Source organism: Chryseobacterium scophthalmum (assembly GCF_900143185.1).
Classification (GTDB): Bacteria; Bacteroidota; Bacteroidia; order Flavobacteriales; family Weeksellaceae; genus Chryseobacterium; species Chryseobacterium scophthalmum.
This window is the reverse complement of record NZ_FSRQ01000001.1, coordinates 195,202-210,650: the sequence shown is the minus strand read 5'-3', so window position 1 is coordinate 210,650 and position 15,449 is coordinate 195,202. Positions and strand designations below refer to the sequence as shown.

The 15,449-nt window shown below is 32.3% G+C and carries 15 protein-coding genes; 9 read left to right on the top strand and 6 right to left on the bottom strand.

Features of this window, described 5'->3' with window-relative positions; translation table 11 throughout:
- Positions 1 to 40: 40 nt before the first annotated feature.
- Positions 41 to 487, bottom strand: a complete 447-nt coding sequence (locus BUR17_RS00895; RefSeq protein WP_143747500.1) for a hypothetical protein — start codon at positions 485 to 487, stop codon at positions 41 to 43.
- A 350-nt stretch (positions 488 to 837) separates the two neighbouring features.
- Between BUR17_RS00895 and BUR17_RS00890 the strand changes: the two genes are divergently transcribed.
- The 4 genes from BUR17_RS00890 (at position 838) to BUR17_RS00875 (ending at position 4,759) form a co-directional block, all read left to right on the top strand.
- On the top strand, positions 838 to 2,961 hold the full coding sequence (locus tag BUR17_RS00890; RefSeq protein ID WP_074228131.1) for a Tex family protein: 2,124 nt from the start codon (positions 838 to 840) through the stop codon (positions 2,959 to 2,961).
- A 55-nt stretch (positions 2,962 to 3,016) separates the two neighbouring features.
- Positions 3,017 to 3,652, top strand: a complete 636-nt coding sequence (locus BUR17_RS00885) for an HAD family hydrolase (RefSeq protein WP_074228130.1) — start codon at positions 3,017 to 3,019, stop codon at positions 3,650 to 3,652.
- A 148-nt stretch (positions 3,653 to 3,800) separates the two neighbouring features.
- Positions 3,801 to 4,361, top strand: a complete 561-nt coding sequence (locus BUR17_RS00880) for an RDD family protein (RefSeq protein WP_074228129.1) — start codon at positions 3,801 to 3,803, stop codon at positions 4,359 to 4,361.
- Positions 4,361 to 4,759, top strand: coding sequence for a hypothetical protein (locus BUR17_RS00875; protein ID WP_074228128.1), 399 nt, complete (start codon positions 4,361 to 4,363; stop codon positions 4,757 to 4,759). Before BUR17_RS00880 ends, BUR17_RS00875 begins: the two co-directional genes overlap by 1 nt.
- A gap of 98 nt (positions 4,760 to 4,857) precedes the next feature.
- On the opposite strand, the gene BUR17_RS00870 is transcribed toward BUR17_RS00875, so the two are convergent.
- The 4 genes from BUR17_RS00870 to BUR17_RS00855 form a co-directional block, all read right to left on the bottom strand.
- Positions 4,858 to 6,420 carry a M20/M25/M40 family metallo-hydrolase gene (locus tag BUR17_RS00870; protein WP_074230173.1) on the bottom strand — a complete coding sequence of 521 codons (1,563 nt, stop codon included), beginning with the start codon at positions 6,418 to 6,420 and terminating at the stop codon, positions 4,858 to 4,860.
- Between the two features lie 229 nt (positions 6,421 to 6,649).
- Positions 6,650 to 7,483 carry a GLPGLI family protein gene (locus tag BUR17_RS00865; protein WP_074228127.1) on the bottom strand — a complete coding sequence of 278 codons (834 nt, stop codon included), beginning with the start codon at positions 7,481 to 7,483 and terminating at the stop codon, positions 6,650 to 6,652.
- 6 nt (positions 7,484 to 7,489) lie between these two features.
- The gene (locus tag BUR17_RS00860) at positions 7,490 to 8,635 is read right to left on the bottom strand and encodes a hypothetical protein (RefSeq protein WP_074228126.1); all 1,146 of its coding nucleotides are present in this window, start codon (positions 8,633 to 8,635) and stop codon (positions 7,490 to 7,492) included.
- A 124-nt stretch (positions 8,636 to 8,759) separates the two neighbouring features.
- Positions 8,760 to 9,902, bottom strand: coding sequence for an Atu1372/SO_1960 family protein (locus BUR17_RS00855; protein WP_074228125.1), 1,143 nt, complete (start codon positions 9,900 to 9,902; stop codon positions 8,760 to 8,762).
- A 63-nt stretch (positions 9,903 to 9,965) separates the two neighbouring features.
- On the opposite strand from BUR17_RS00855, the gene BUR17_RS00850 reads away from it, so the two are divergent.
- Complete coding sequence (locus tag BUR17_RS00850; protein WP_074228124.1) at positions 9,966 to 10,772, top strand: AraC family transcriptional regulator; 807 nt, start codon at positions 9,966 to 9,968, stop codon at positions 10,770 to 10,772.
- Between the two features lie 45 nt (positions 10,773 to 10,817).
- Here BUR17_RS00850 and BUR17_RS00845 read toward each other — a convergent pair whose 3' ends face one another.
- Complete coding sequence (locus BUR17_RS00845; RefSeq protein WP_055981058.1) at positions 10,818 to 10,994, bottom strand: histone H1; 177 nt, start codon at positions 10,992 to 10,994, stop codon at positions 10,818 to 10,820.
- Positions 10,995 to 11,496: 502 nt separating this feature from the next.
- Between BUR17_RS00845 and BUR17_RS00840 the strand changes: the two genes are divergently transcribed.
- The 4 genes from BUR17_RS00840 (at position 11,497) to BUR17_RS00825 (ending at position 15,405) form a co-directional block, all read left to right on the top strand.
- The gene (locus BUR17_RS00840; RefSeq protein ID WP_074228123.1) at positions 11,497 to 12,342 is read left to right on the top strand and encodes a helix-turn-helix domain-containing protein; all 846 of its coding nucleotides are present in this window, start codon (positions 11,497 to 11,499) and stop codon (positions 12,340 to 12,342) included.
- Positions 12,343 to 12,997: 655 nt separating this feature from the next.
- A complete protein-coding gene (locus tag BUR17_RS00835; protein ID WP_074228122.1) occupies positions 12,998 to 13,519 on the top strand; it encodes a hypothetical protein in 522 nt (173 codons plus the stop codon).
- Between the two features lie 73 nt (positions 13,520 to 13,592).
- On the top strand, positions 13,593 to 14,384 hold the full coding sequence (locus BUR17_RS00830; RefSeq protein ID WP_074228121.1) for a fimbrial biogenesis chaperone: 792 nt from the start codon (positions 13,593 to 13,595) through the stop codon (positions 14,382 to 14,384).
- Positions 14,377 to 15,405, top strand: a complete 1,029-nt coding sequence (locus tag BUR17_RS00825) for a hypothetical protein (protein ID WP_074228120.1) — start codon at positions 14,377 to 14,379, stop codon at positions 15,403 to 15,405. Before BUR17_RS00830 ends, BUR17_RS00825 begins: the two co-directional genes overlap by 8 nt.
- The last annotated feature ends 44 nt before the right edge of the window (positions 15,406 to 15,449 follow it).

Here is a 15,449-nt window from a genome sequence, read left to right as displayed (position 1 = left end):
CTCCTACCGTTCTCCATTCTGCGGCATTACTATTATCAGACTAAATTTCAACCCATCCGCTTCCGTTATTTACCTCAAGCTTCATGCTATTATTTTCGTAAGGAGGAACCGTTCCTGTTGCTGAGGTAAGATGGTTTTTTAACCATTCAAATTTTACATAAGGATTGGTCAATCCGGTCAGATTAATCTGTGGACTGATAAGTTCGACCGTATGCACGTTATCATATGGTGAAGTTGCATCAACCCAGGCAAAAGTTCCTGCAGGTTTTCCTCCGTTTCCGGTTACCCCATAACCAGCAGATGTGTTAAATCTCCATTTAACATATAAACTTGTTGATGTACTTGTAGGGTTCTGACTTGTCCAGCAGGGAGGTAATACTCCCGCGCTGAAAGATTGTAAGAAAGGGACGGGCATAGCCGTACATTGTGCGGAGACTTTGAGCTGAAAGCACAGCAAAATCCCCAGAATTGTTAAAAATCTGTTCATAATATAGAATATGGATTAGTAATTAAGATGTTTTTTTGGATTAGAGAAACATCTGAGTTTGTAAATACAAAAGGAATAGAAGAAGTAGAAAATTTCCTCATAGGCATATTATTTTGTGATGTTGCACAAATATAGTATTTTTATTCATACCACAACATAATTATCTAAAACAATCGTATAATCTACTAAAAATGTAGATTATTTATCTTTTTTAATAAATTAATATATTTTGTTCATTACACGGTTTTTTAAATATGTTTGCCTATTAATTCTGCAAAGTATAAATTGCCATTCACAGATATTTTATTCCTCTAAAAAAGTCAGTATTTTAGCCATTCTAAAAAAGCCTCATGATTGTAACAGAATTTATACATAAAACACTTAACATATCCGATAAAAGCATTAATGCTACTTTAAAACTATTATCTGAAGACTGTACAATTCCTTTCATTTCTCGTTATCGAAAAGATGCTACAGGAAATTTAGATGAAACACAAATTGAGCAAATCTCAAAACTCAACAAACAGTTTGAAGACCTAGTAAAACGTAAGGAAAGTATTTTAAAATCTATAGAAGAACAAGATGCTTTAAATCCTGAATTAAAACAAAGAATTGAAGAAAGTTTTGATATTCAGGAGTTGGAAGATTTGTATTTACCTTTCAAAAAACGCAGAAAAACCAAAGCCGATACTGCCAAAGAAAAAGGGCTTGAGCCTTTAGCTAAAATTATTATGAGCCAAAAAGCTCAGGATATTCAGTTTTTGGCTTCAAAATATCTGAATGATCAGGTTTCTTCTGAGGAAGAAGCTCTGCAAGGTGCAAGAGATATCATGGCAGAATGGATCAATGAAAATATGTACGTCCGAAAAAATCTTCGCCGTCTTTTTCAAAGAAAAACCATTGTTACTTCGAAAGTTGTTAAAGCTAAAAAAGATGATGAAGCAGCACAAAAATTTTCACAATATTTTGAATGGGGAGAAAGCCTCAACCGAACTCCTTCTCACAGACTTTTGGCAATGCTTAGAGCTGAAGCCGAAGGCTTCGTAAAAATCAATATCGAAATCGACAAAGAAGAAGCTGTTGATTTTATTGAAAATGCGATTATTAAATCTAAAAATGAAAGTTCAGAGCAAATCGCTTTAGCCATCAAAGATTCTTATAAAAGACTTTTAGAACCAGCAATTTCCAACGAAACTCTTCAGGAAGCAAAAGAAAAAGCCGATAAAAAAGCCATCGAAATATTTTCTGAAAATTTAAGTCAGCTTTTATTAGCTCCGCCTTTAGGTGAAAAGAGAATTTTAGCGATCGATCCTGGTTTCAAAAGTGGTTGTAAAGTGGTTTGTTTGGATGAAAAAGGAGATCTACTGCACAACGAAACCATTTATCCGCATGCTCCACAAAACGAAAGCGGAATGGCGATGAAAAAAATACGTTCGATGGTAAATGCTTATAATATTCAGGCAATTTCTATCGGAAACGGAACTGCAAGCCGTGAAACTGAATTTTTCATTAAAAAAATCGGTTTTGATAAACCATTGCAGGTCTTTGTTGTTTCGGAAGCAGGAGCTTCGGTGTATTCTGCAAGTAAAATCGCAAGAGATGAGTTTCCTAGTTTTGATGTAACCGTTCGTGGCGCGGTTTCAATCGGACGAAGACTTTCTGATCCGTTGGCTGAATTGGTGAAAATTGATGCTAAATCAATTGGTGTCGGTCAATATCAGCACGATGTAGACCAGACTCAATTGAAAAACGAATTGGATTCTACGGTAATGAAATGTGTAAATTCTATCGGAATTAATTTGAATACCGCAAGCAAATCACTCTTAAGCTACGTTTCCGGAATCGGAGAAAAGATGGCGGAAAATATTGTGAATTACCGTGCTGAAAACGGAGCTTTTGAAAACAGAAAACAATTGAAAAAAGTTCCGAGACTGGGCGAAAAAGCATTTCAACAAGCTGCAGCTTTCATCAGGATTACCAATGGAGAAAATCCTTTAGACAATTCGGCAGTTCATCCTGAGGCGTATGGGATTATCGAAAAAATGGCGAAAGATTTAGGCATTAAAACCAATGAATTAGTTGCCAATAAAGAGAAAATCAATTTAATTCAACCTGAAAAATATATAACGGAAGACATCGGGATTTTAGGAATAAAAGATATTTTGAAAGAACTGGAAAAGCCGGGATTAGATCCTAGAAAAGCAGCAAAAGTTTTTGAATTTGATCCAAATGTAAAAAAGATTACCGACTTAAAAACCGGAATGATTCTTCCAGGAATTGTCAACAATATTACCGCTTTCGGGTGTTTTGTAGATTTAGGAATTAAAGAAAGCGGACTGGTACATATTTCTCAATTGAAAGACGGTTTCGTTTCTGATGTAAATGAAGTGGTAAAACTACATCAACACGTTCAGGTAAGAGTTACTGAAGTGGATGAAGCGAGGAAGAGAATTCAGCTCAGCATGGTTTTGTAAATTATCCTTTGCAAAAACTCTTCAATTATATAAATCAACCTAAATAACAATCATTTTGAACAAAAAAAATTTAATTTTCGATTTAGATGGAACGCTTTGGGATCCCAGAGCTACAATCATCAAAATCTGGAATGAGGTTTTAACCCAACGTCAACTGTTGCAAAGAGAATTGAAACCTGAAGATATGGATCAATATATGGGACTTCTATTTGATGATATTTTAAAAGATATCATTCCCGGGATTTCAGATCAACAGGTGCAGGAGATTCTTGTGGAAATTGTACAGAAGGAAAATAAGGTTTTACGTACTTATGGCGGTATTCTTTATGAAGGAGTTGCAGAAACTCTGGCGAATTTGAAAAACACACACGATCTTTTCATTGTAAGCAATTGTCAGGATGGATATATTGAGGCATTTTTAGAATACTATCAATTTAATGATCTGTTTACAGACATTGAATCTCATGGACGTACTAAAAAACCGAAAGCCGAAAACATAAAACTGCTCATGGAAAGAAATCATTTAAGCTGTGAAAATTCAGTCTACATAGGCGATACACAGACAGATCATGATTCTGCGAAAGCAAACCATTTATCATTTATTTTCTGTGAATATGGTTTTGGAGCATTGAATATTCCGGAATATAAACCTTCCGTTTCAAAATTTTCAGATCTGGAGTTTTGTATTTAAATCCTATTAACTTTGGTGATCTGAGATAAAAAGTAAAGCAAGAGCATTTATGTTCTTGCTTTTTTAGTTTGAAAATAATAGCTCCGTTGAATGATTTTAATTCAAACTCTATTGATAATTTATGAAAAATATTTAATTTTGATTATAGATGAAAAGAATATCAGAGCTTAAAGAAAGAAAAACAACTCGCAGAGCAACCCGAAATTTTGATTCGGAAGGCAGACGTATTTATGATGAATTTGAATATGATTTACCTTACAAAGCTGATTTTCCACGTAGTGAGAAGCAAAGAGAATGTGCAAAAATATTAGATATAATTCCTTTATTTTTGATTTTCCTTTTCGTTTTTAAACAAAATCTTTTTCTCTCATTTTTGTTTTCAATACCATCTGTAATAATTATTGGAAGTATTACAGAAACTCTTTGGGGGACAACTTTAGGAAAAAAGTTTTTTAAGATGATAGCTATAGATGACTTCGGAAACTTTCCTGATTTTTCTACATCTTTAAAAAGGAATTTTTTGTGTCTAGCAAACTTCTACCCTTCCTTTTCAGAGTACACAACCAAAAATGTAGCATTTGGAACTCAGACATTTTTTAGAACAGATTTAAGTATGCACATGAATAATAAATTATGTAAAACTTATATTGTAAAAGAAAATCAAATTCCGGAAATTAGAAAACTGCTCAATTTTAAAACACTAAATTAATGAAATATCTATATTTCCTATTTTTTGCACTTATTATAAGCTGTAAACCAAAATCTAAAACAAATAACGGTAAAGATTTCATCGGTTCTTGGAAAACCAATGATTCATTGAACATACAATTAGAGATAAAACAGAAAACAGATGAAAATAAAATAATTGAAGACAGATATACTGTTAAAATTTCTGAACCTCAAAAAGCTCAGCGTGAACGTGAAATTAATAATAAACAGTTCAATTATAAATTTGTAAAATCTGAAGAATACAATATATTTCCCTTTAAAGAATTTCTATATGAAAATACCACTTTAAATAAGAATTTTATAGGTTTTAAAAACCAAGATACACTCATTAGAACGTATCCGGATTTTGATAATCAGGTTTTTGTTCGTGTAAAATAAAGATTTTTTCATTTTTAAATAAAAAAAACGGGTTAAGATATGGTCTCAACCCGATTTTTCATCCAGAAATAAGTTGTTACTTAAATGATAGTTTTTATTTATTTGTAATCTTTAGAATCTCTTCTTGGCTCTTTTAATTCCGGCCATTTTGCTACTTCTCCTTTATCATTTTCAGGCATTGTTCTGCGCTCTCTGCTTGTAAATTCAGGATCTTCCGATGCCATATACGCTAACGTTGCAGTAAGAATCACATTATTTTTTACTTCATCAAAAACAATTTTATCATAAGTGTCTTTCGTAGTGTGCCATGTGTAACCAAAATAGCCCCAGTTTAGCGAGCTTAAAGAAAATCCTGGAACTCCTGCTGCAACAAATGAAGCGTGATCAGATCCTCCTCCACCCGGCATTCCCGGAAAATCTGTTTTGATGTGATCTCTCACATTTTTTGGAACTGCATTCAGCCATTTCCCGATATAATCATATGATTTTACAAAACCTTGTCCTGCAATATTTACAACTCTTCCGGTTCCGTTATCTTGGTTAAAAACTGCCTGAGTTCCTTTAATAATTTCAGGATTATCGGCAACAAAACCTCTTGATCCGTTCAAACCTTGCTCCTCACTTCCCCAAAGTCCGACAACGATGGTTCTTTTAGGATTGGGATAATATTTTTTAAGAATTCTCATCGTTTCAAGCATGGTCAAAACACCCGTTCCGTTATCTGTAGCTCCTTGAGCGCCGTCCCAAGAATCTAAATGCGCAGAAAGAATTACATATTCATTAGGTTTTTCTGAACCTTTGATCATTCCAACGGTGTTGAATGTTTTCGCATCAGGAAGGATTTTTGATTGAGCGTCAATTTTAATTCTTGGTTTGCTTCCTTTTTCAGCCATCCTGTACAACATTCCGTAATCTTCTACGTCGATATCAAACATTGGAATTTTTGAAGTTTTGGCTCCGAAAATACGGTTAGCTCCCATAATTCCTGTCCAGTTTGAAATTGCAATTCCGGCTGCACCTGCTTTTTCTAAAGCTTCGGGAAGTGTATTGTTATCATATCCGATATTTTTTACATAATCGCGGAAGTCTTTTGAAGCCTGCTCTTTTTCAGCTTTCAGTTTTTCGTACAATTCAGGAGTTGCAAATTCTTTGATCTGCTCATCTGAACGACCGATTTTCTGATATTGAGCCATCAAAACTATTTTTCCTTTTGCAGAAGGAAGCCATTGATCAAATTCTGCTTTAGAAGAAACTTTAGGAAGAACTATCACTTCCGCCTCAACTGCTTTTTTCGTTGAAGGGCTCCAAGCTAATTGTGTTGCAGAAAGAGATCTTACACGTGGATAAACCATATCAACATGTGTAGTTCCTCTTTGCCAACCTTTCCAGATTCCAAATTGTTGTAAATTGGCTTCAATTCCCCAAGATTTTAATTTATTGGCAGTCCATTCATTAGATTTCAGCATTTCCGGAGTTCCCACCAAACGCGGACCGATACCGTCTAATAGCTCGAACGCCATATCTTCTAACTGAGAATGATTATTGGTTTCGTTGACAAAACTTTCAACAATCGGATTTAATTTCTGAGTGGTTGATTGTGCATTGACAAACTGACTCGCCAAAACTACTGCAGGAACTGCAAAAAAGGTGTTTATCTTCATACTTTTATTGATTGGCATAAAGATAAAGTTATTTAGCGAAAATTAAAATTCTTAAAACCTTCTATTAAAAATAAAAAATCTATGCAAACACGTATGATCAGCGGAAAATGAATTTTTATTTTCTCCCACAGATTACACAGATTTGCACAGATCTAAAATTATAAATTACTTTTATTAGAATTTAAGGCAAACTTTTTAATTTTTAATTTTTAATTTTTAATTTTTACTTTTATAATGAATATTTTATCGCTTTATCCAACTCTATCGGATTATTATATTTCCTGATTTTTTCCTTTAATCTTTCATTGACTTCACGGGAATTGTTTTGCCCGACTTTAGTTCCATCATTTAGAAAAAATTCTTCATTTGAACGGGTTTGTTGGGTTGCATTTCTTAAATAATTGACAGGGGAATCGTAATATTTTAGCTTAGAATCTTTATATTTTGTCTCATCTACAGCAATACTGTTTCCCAACATATAATCGATGAACATATTTCCTTTAGGATTAGCAATTTTCTGGGTTTTTACCAATTCAAATTTGTAATTGTTTTTATCATCGTACAATTCTGTAATTAAACCGGGAAGTCCGTGAAATTTGTAAGGGCCTTCCTGAAAAGGAATATCAGTTGTAAACCATGCTGTCCAATTTCTACCGCCCCAATTTGTAGTCGCTTTTTGCATATTCAAATCCTTCACTTTCTTTTTTTCATTAGTAAGCTTCCAGTTTTGGGTATTTTTAGAAGAAAGTTTTAAAACAACATTTTCCAAAACATCATAATAATCATAGTCTGCCGTACCAGATTTATGAGTAATAATATGAGACGTATTAAATTTTGAACCGTCAGTAATTGGTAAATTTCTAGTTACCAAAGAATCTCCAACAAAAAAATCGCGCGGGTAATATTTAATTATTTTAGATTCAATATCGAGATGATAATTTTCTTTAGTGGTGACATTTTGTGTAGAATCTTTTTTGTATTCTACATCATAAATAAAACGGTGAGTCTGCGCTTTTCCAGTAAAACCTGCTAGTAAAACTGTTGTTAAAAGTATATTTTTCATGGTAAATTATTTCTGATTGATAAATTCTTGTTCTTCTTTTGAAAGTAAAATAGTCGCTTCTTTATCTTCTTTCACCGGAACATTTTCCCAGATACTTTTATTGAAATCTACTTTTGTGTCTAATCCCTTTTTATCAGATCTTGTAAAAGTATTGTAGACTATTTCTGTAGTAAAGCTTCTCTCATCTTTTTTACCATCATAGCTTACAAAGAATTTTTCGCCGGTAATTTTTTTAGAAGGAGGGATGTAGCTTCCGTTCTTTTTATAAAAATCAAAAATCACCCTTGCATTTCCAAGCTGATAATCAAATTCTACTCCGTCTTTATTTGTTCTTTTATAAACAGGGAAATTTTCCTGCTGATAATTTAAATCATATAACGTTATTACTTTATCTATTTTATTATAAGTAATTTCACCCGATACATCTATTCCTCTTTCAGATTGTACTTTTACATAAATAACCTGGGTGTCATTATCTTCTGAAATTAGTCGACCGGTTATTTTTGAATTCTTACTATTCATATTGGCTAACAATCGATATATTTCAAAACTAAAAAAATAATCACCCATACTTGCGTGTTCAAACTCATTTGTTTTCACATTAAAAACACCTTTCGAACTATTTTTTTTATACTTTACATTATTGAGCTGTATCTGTAATATTTCGTCATAATTCTTCTTAAATCCATCTCTAAAATTGTAAGAATTGCTTTTAGTCCACAATTTAGCTTCTGCAATTACCATAAAAAACAGGCTATCATTATTAAAACCTTTAGATTTAAAAGTAATATCATAGAGTGATGGCTTGTCAAAATATCGTTTATTATAATTCTTATGCAAATCTTCAATAATCTTCTTGATATCTACATTAATAATTTTCACTTCTTCAATATTTTTAAAAACAGGTTCAAGTTTAATGACAGAGCTGAAGTTTTTAAAATTTTCTTTCTTAAAGCCCGACGCAGAAACTTCAAAGTCTTTAGAATTCTCATCTACAGGCGCAAAACCATCTTCATTAGTATAGAGCAATTGGTTTGATAAAATAATTCTGGCGTTAGCAATAGGTTTTCCGTTTTCAGCATCTACAACCTGTAATTTTTGTGCCGAGAAAAATGCCGATAATAAAACAAATAAAAAGGAAATATGTTTCATAAAAAGTTCCGCTATGGTTTATTAGCGGAACAAATATATATTCAAATGAGAATACATTTCAATAAGGTTTGATATATTTAATATTATTTGTGATTATTTAAATTTCTTTAACGATATTTTAAAACTAATCTACTTCAAAAATCGCCTGAATTTCTACAGAAGAATTTACTGGAACAGAAGAAGCACCAAATGTAGCTCTTGCGTGTTTTCCTTTATCACCAAAAACTTCTACCGCAAGATCTGAAGCAACATTCATCAAATCAGCGTGCTTTGTATAATTATCTTTCGTATTGAAAATTCCGGTAAGTTGCACCACTTTTTTCACCTTGTCTAAATCTCCGTTCACTGCATCTTTTAAAACTGCTAAAACATTCAGCATCGTCTGTTTAGTCGCTTCTTTTACCTGATTCTCATCTATAGAAACACCCAATTTTCCGGGATATAAAATTTTTCCGTCTTTCAGAGCAACCTGATTGATGAAAATCAGATTTCCAGATCTTACGAAAGGCTGATAATTTCCGGCAGGTTTCGGAACATTAGGAAGAACGATGTTTTTCTCAGCCAAAACTTTTTCAATGCTTTTGTTTTGTGAAATTTTAATTTCAGAATTTTTGTTAAAAGTTCCTTTCAAAGCAAATACAACTTTTGCAAAGTTTTTCCCTTGTTCAAAAGCGATCTCCTTTTCACCAGAGCTTGGTCTCTCTACATTTTTAATAGAAGCAAGACTTGTTACCCCCAAAACCGTATTTCCCTGCGGAATATTTTTATCTATTTTTTCAGCCCCACGAATTCCGTTTGAGACTAAAACCATCCCGTGAACGGAAAGACTGTTCCAAAAGGCCTGAACTGCCAATTCATTTCCCGCTCCGCTTCCAGCCGACATAAAAACGGTTGCAGGCATTCCTTCCAATGCGTGATTGGTCCACAAATTCACTGTTTTAGAAAGAAATTCACTCATTCCTGTACTGATATTTCCAAAATAAACGGGTGAACCAAAAGCAATTCCATCGTATGAAGATAATTCTTCCACAGAAGCCACCGGAATATCTTTTAAACTTGTATGATTGGATGATTTTACCTGTTTAATAATACTTTGAACATTTCCATTAGCTTCAATTCCTTTAGAGATTTGCTTTGCCAATTCGTAAGTTCCGCCATTGTCAGAATGAATCAGTACTAATACTTTTGCTTTGTTATTTTGAGCCATCATTGCATTTGAAATTATTGTTAAAATAAAAACTGCTAAAAATCTATTGAGTGTTTTCATGTAAATTATTTATGATAATGCAAATTTAGTGCTGTCATTTTTATTAATTTTGCCAAAAATTTTATGCAAAACGCCAAGTCAAAATGTAGTCTCATTGAAAATGAAAACGGATTTCTGGATGATTCTATTGAGAATGAAGCTTACATTTGGTACGAAGAAAATTGGCAACATGACGATGACGAGCATCTTCATCAGCGAGCACAACTTACTTTTGTGAAAGAAGGTTACCAATATTTTCACATTGACAATAAAGTTTATCTTGTTCCGCAAAATCATGTCATCTGGATTCCGTCATTGCAAAAACATAAAATAACTTCTGAAGCAGAAACTGTAAAATTGATGGTAAGTTTATTTAAAAATATCCCGGAACACCAATTTTATAAAACAACACATGTTTTTCCTGCACCTCCGATTTTAAAAGAAATGATTTTTTATGCTAAAAAATGGAATAAAGAAATAGCTGAAAACCATGAACAGGAAGCTTTTATGAATGCATTATTGATTAGCCTTCCCAATTTTTGCAAAGAAAATACGGCGTTACAAATTCCATTACCTTCGGATTTGAGATTGCTTGAAGTCTGCCAATTTATTAATTTAAATTTCAAAAATGATTACAGTATTGAAGAATTAGCAGAAACCGCAAATCTTTCTGTAAGAAGTCTTCAGCGTATTTTCAAACAGGAAACTGGAATAAGTATAAAGAAATATGCACAATTGATTAAAATTTTGAAAAGTATAGAATTGATTAACTCCAATCAGTTTACATTAAGCGAGGTTGCTTATAAAGTGGGGTACAAAAGTCTTTCAGCATTTACATCATCTTATCAGGCGATAATGAATACGAAGCCAAAAGTAAGTAAGAATATATAATTTTAACCTAAAAAAATAAGCCGACTGAATCAGCCGGCTTATTTTTTATTTTTTTGATTCTTCAACAGAAACTTTTCTGAAGTCTTTGAACAATTTGCTTAGTTCAAGAGCTGATTTACGAGCTCTAGTTCCAGCTGCTTTGTTTCCTTTTTCAACTTGTTGGTTAGCTTCAGTTGTGAACGCTTCAAATTCTGCGTTGATTTTTTCGATAAGTTCTTTCATGTCTATAAAAATTTAGGGTGCAAATATATGGTTTAAGACCATTCCAGCCTAATTGTAGAGGCATTTTTTGATATATAGAATCTAAAATAAAATATCAAAACGCTAAAAATATAAGAGGATATTTTAAAAATACATTGATTATGAATTTAATAGCTCATTCTACGGTTTAAGATAGTATTTCAGCTGAAAAATCAATTTTAACTAAAAAATCTATCATCTCACTATTCTTATTTTCTAATTCTTCATCATTTCACCCTTAATTACATCAGATTTTTAACAAAAAAGACGAGAACAAACAAAGAAATTAATGGATTCAAAATAGTTGTATGTATGATTAAATTTAGATAAATCAAGTTTTCGACAAAACTAAAATGACATAATCAAACTTGTTTTTGATATTTCTTGAAAAATTACAACAAAATATCAAAATAAAGTAACAATTATCGCCAATTAATGCCTATTTTTGAAGAATATAACCATTTTTAAAACACAAACTTCAACAATGCATCAAGTATCCGATGAATTAAAAGAAAACGGCTTCAGCATTACTCTCGTTTCTGACATAATAGAACGCAATAATTTCTCAAGAAAATTTAATACACTAGAATATTTTGCGATCTATTTGGTTGCCGAAGATCTCAATATTACTGTTGAGCATAAGCCTTATCATATCCCCGGTGGAAATTCTGTTTTTATTGGGCCACAAAAGAAAGTAGAATTTGGCAATGCATTGGGTAAAGAAATTTATGCGATTGTTTTCACTAAAGAATTTTTCGACAAAACATCAAAAGACAGTATATATCTCAATTCAAGTATTTTTTTCAACAGTAAATCTCACATTTTTGTAGCTCCGTATTTTGGTAATAATGATTACAACAAAATCATATTAATAGAAAGGCTTAAAAGATTTTCTGCCATTGATGAAAAAAACATCTATTTTTCTGCAGCACATAACGCCATAGAAAGTTTAATTCTTGATGCTCATTTGCATATTGATCATAAAAATGATCCCAAAGAACATTTAGAATCTGTAAGCTTAGTCAACCGTTTTACTGTAATTCTTCAGAGAGATTATAAGATTGAAAAAAAAGTTTCTCACTACGCAGACGAATTAAGAGTCTCCAGCCGGAAGTTAACCGATATGACTGAATTTGTTTATGGCAAATCTGCCAAGCAAATGATTATAGAAAAAGTAAGATTCGAATGTGAGAAAGCAATTAAATTCTCAACTAAGACATTATCAGAAATTGCATTTGATTTAGGATTTAAAGATGAAGGCAACTTTACTAATTTCGTGAAAAAACACAGCGGAAAAAAACCATCTGATATGAGAGAAATGATTGGCTAAAACACCTGTAATTTCCAATAAATTTATTTTTACACTTCATATTTGCTCTATTTTATAGAGCATTTTTTATTTATGTACAATTCTTAATAATAAAAATATAAAAACATTAAAATCAAATATTTACAATTTATTTTTACGTAATAATTTATAAATTTTTACGTAAAAATTATTAAATCAAACCCACAGTAAATTGCATTACGTATATATACTGACTAGATTTGCAGTAATAATTAAAGACAATAAAAAATTATCTATATCAGAAAATAAGAAAGAACACCAAATCACAAAGTTTTTATTAGTATTATAATCTATTCTTTTCAACCAATACATTCATCATATTAATAAACTTTTCATCATCAGTTTTCAATGGTAACTGGATTTATTGAATAAAATCAATGAACCCAGTTACCTTATTTTTTTTTCCTAAGCAAAATTTGTAAAAATCCCTTTCTAAAGCTATTTAAACAGTTATTTGAATTGAATATTCTCATTAAAAATGCTTTTTATTGCAGATTATCTTGCAATCTTAGTCATCTGTGTAAAAATTTGCAAAAAATAAGCATGTTTTTGCAAATCCCAATCTCTAAATGCGCTATATCTTTGCACCCGAAAAGAATAGATAATAACTTATCTAAAATTAAAACTGATTGATAATATGAAACAATTTTTATTGGCGGCAGCAGGATTATTTGCTTTCGCAACAGCTAGCGCTCAAAACGTAACATTAAACGTGAAATTAAAACCAATTCAAACGCTAGTAGTAAACAAATCTCAAGAAGAAGTAAACTTAGAGTACAAAACAACAGATGACTATGCAAATGGTGTATCATCACCAAATGCAGATCACTTAAACATCTACAGTACAGGAGGTTTTGAAGTAAAAGTAAAAAGTGAAAACGCTGCAATGCAGAATGGAGGAAAAAGCATCCAAGCAAATACTATTAGATTAACAGCTACAGCTGGTTCAGATGCTGTTAATGGAGCTCAATACTCTCAAAACGTGGCGTTAGCTGGAACCGAAAGCACTTTGGTAACTTCTACGACTGGTGGAGCTAACAAAAAGATTAGCATTGAATATAGAGGAGCTGGACAAAATACTTACATTAACAATTATATTGCAAATCAAGATCCTACTCTTTATACAACAAAATTAATTTATACGATTGTTAGTAAATAACAAACTATAACTATAGCATATTATAGTGTCACAATTTATTTGTGACACTTTTCATGTAATTTAAAACACCATCATGAACAAAATCACTTTATTTTTCGTCTTTCTGATCATACAAATCAGTGCACAGACAGGTATTTCGGTTTCTCCACCGAGAGTATATTTTGAGTCTGCAGCAGGATCTAGTAGCACGCAAAAAATAACGGTTACTAATGTGAGTGCAGAAAATACATTAGACCTTGCAGTAAGTTTGGGAGATTGGGATTATGATGAAAAAGGTGAAAATAATATGTATGCAGCCGGTACATTGAAAAACTCTTGTGCAAGCTGGATCAATATCAAAAAAAACGATAATTACTTCAGCCTGGCTCCCGGAGAAAGAAAAGAACTGGAAGTAACCCTTACTTCACCTACAGTAAATCAGGATAAACTTTCTGCGCATACTGCTGTATTATTTGTTAGCCAAATGAATCCTGTAGATGATGTAGACAAAAAAGGAGCAAAAATTAAAGTAAGTATTCGTTCCGGAATTAAAATATTCCATAGAACACCAGAAGTTGTAAAAAGAAAGATTGAAATTAAAGATTTGAAATTTGACAGTTCAAAAAAACTGTTGAATATCACCTTTGAAAATCAATCAGATATTTGGACAGATGGAAAAATCATCACAGATATCATTAATACCAGTACTGGTAAAAAAATTACGATAGACCCTATTGTTTTTTATACGTTACCCAGAAACATTAGAAAAATAAGCATTCCTGTAGAGGATTTAAAAGACAAGGGCTCATATAACGTGTCGGTTATGATTGACTATGGAGATAACGAGACATTAGAAATGGGAGAACTAAATTTTAATTATGAGTAAGGTATTAGTCGCTCTATTCATCACAATATCCATGATAGTTAATGCACAGGTTTCATTTACTTCATGGACAAACAGCTACATGCAGGTAAATTCTTATAATGGAAATAATAATCCTGATGCATATACCGTAACATTTGCAGCCAATGGTAATTTAAACATGCCTTATTGGAAACTTTCTGCAAAACTTAAGCAAGTAATCACTTCTACAGACGGACAATATACTATCCCTGGAAATAAGATATCCTTTCAACCTATTTCTTCAACAGGGCAAGCTTATCCTAATCCTACTCCATCACTTGCGCAAATCGGAGTTCCACATAATGTATTTTTACAAGAAAATGCAGAAGTTTTTTTGGTTCCACAATCAAATGCGCCAATGTACAATATGCCCGCAACGCCAAACGGCTATTATAATCTTCAGCTTAAATACGGAATTACCATCATGGGAGGCGCGTATTTGGGAACTTATCCGGCATGGACAAGGTTTGCAGCTCCCGTAGAATTTACAGCTTACGATCAATACAACAATGTGATTGGAAAAATAAGCCATACTTTTGAATTTCATATTGCTAATTTGACGGGAACGCCACCTGTAACGCAGGAAATGTCTTTAAAAGTAAACATGAATGCTGCAAACGGTTTGCTTGAATTTAATAGCATGCAGGATTACAACAACGGAACCAGTGTTGTTTATCCTAGTGGTTTGCAAATCAGCACAAATACCAACTTTCAGATAAAAGTGCGATCACTACAAAGTCATTTGTTATCCAATATTGGTAATTATTCTATTCCTGTGGGTACAATACATCTTAGTTTGCAACCTTTAGGTCAGAGTAATCAAACTGTTTTTCCGATCACATTAAGTACAGCAAGCCAGACTCTTGCCAAAGGAAATGTATCTCAAACTACAATCTACAATTACGACATCAAATATTTTACATTGCCACAAGATGAGCAATTAATTAACGCTAAGCCTACTGAGTATTCTACTACGCTACAGTACGAAATTACTCCTCAATAAAATTTAGAAGATGCCTTTTTTAAGCAGAAGATTTTTGTTCACCC

Bases quoted from the DNA above. Each gene is read 5' to 3' on its own strand.
- BUR17_RS00830 (WP_074228121.1), top strand. From the start codon at position 13,593: ATGAACAAAATCACTTTATTTTTCGTCTTTCTGATCATACAAATCAGT.
- BUR17_RS00835 (WP_074228122.1), top strand. From the start codon at position 12,998: ATGAAACAATTTTTATTGGCGGCAGCAGGATTATTTGCTTTCGCAACA.
- BUR17_RS00865 (WP_074228127.1), bottom strand. From the start codon at position 7,483: ATGAAAAATATACTTTTAACAACAGTTTTACTAGCAGGTTTTACTGGA.
- BUR17_RS00855 (WP_074228125.1), bottom strand. From the start codon at position 9,902: ATGAAAACACTCAATAGATTTTTAGCAGTTTTTATTTTAACAATAATT.
- BUR17_RS00860 (WP_074228126.1), bottom strand. From the start codon at position 8,635: ATGAAACATATTTCCTTTTTATTTGTTTTATTATCGGCATTTTTCTCG.
- BUR17_RS00880 (WP_074228129.1), top strand. From the start codon at position 3,801: ATGAAAAGAATATCAGAGCTTAAAGAAAGAAAAACAACTCGCAGAGCA.
- BUR17_RS00870 (WP_074230173.1), bottom strand. From the start codon at position 6,420: ATGAAGATAAACACCTTTTTTGCAGTTCCTGCAGTAGTTTTGGCGAGT.
- BUR17_RS00845 (WP_055981058.1), bottom strand. From the start codon at position 10,994: ATGAAAGAACTTATCGAAAAAATCAACGCAGAATTTGAAGCGTTCACA.
- BUR17_RS00890 (WP_074228131.1), top strand. From the start codon at position 838: ATGATTGTAACAGAATTTATACATAAAACACTTAACATATCCGATAAA.
- BUR17_RS00840 (WP_074228123.1), top strand. From the start codon at position 11,497: ATGCATCAAGTATCCGATGAATTAAAAGAAAACGGCTTCAGCATTACT.
- BUR17_RS00850 (WP_074228124.1), top strand. From the start codon at position 9,966: ATGCAAAACGCCAAGTCAAAATGTAGTCTCATTGAAAATGAAAACGGA.
- BUR17_RS00875 (WP_074228128.1), top strand. From the start codon at position 4,361: ATGAAATATCTATATTTCCTATTTTTTGCACTTATTATAAGCTGTAAA.
- BUR17_RS00825 (WP_074228120.1), top strand. From the start codon at position 14,377: ATGAGTAAGGTATTAGTCGCTCTATTCATCACAATATCCATGATAGTT.
- BUR17_RS00895 (WP_143747500.1), bottom strand. From the start codon at position 487: ATGAACAGATTTTTAACAATTCTGGGGATTTTGCTGTGCTTTCAGCTC.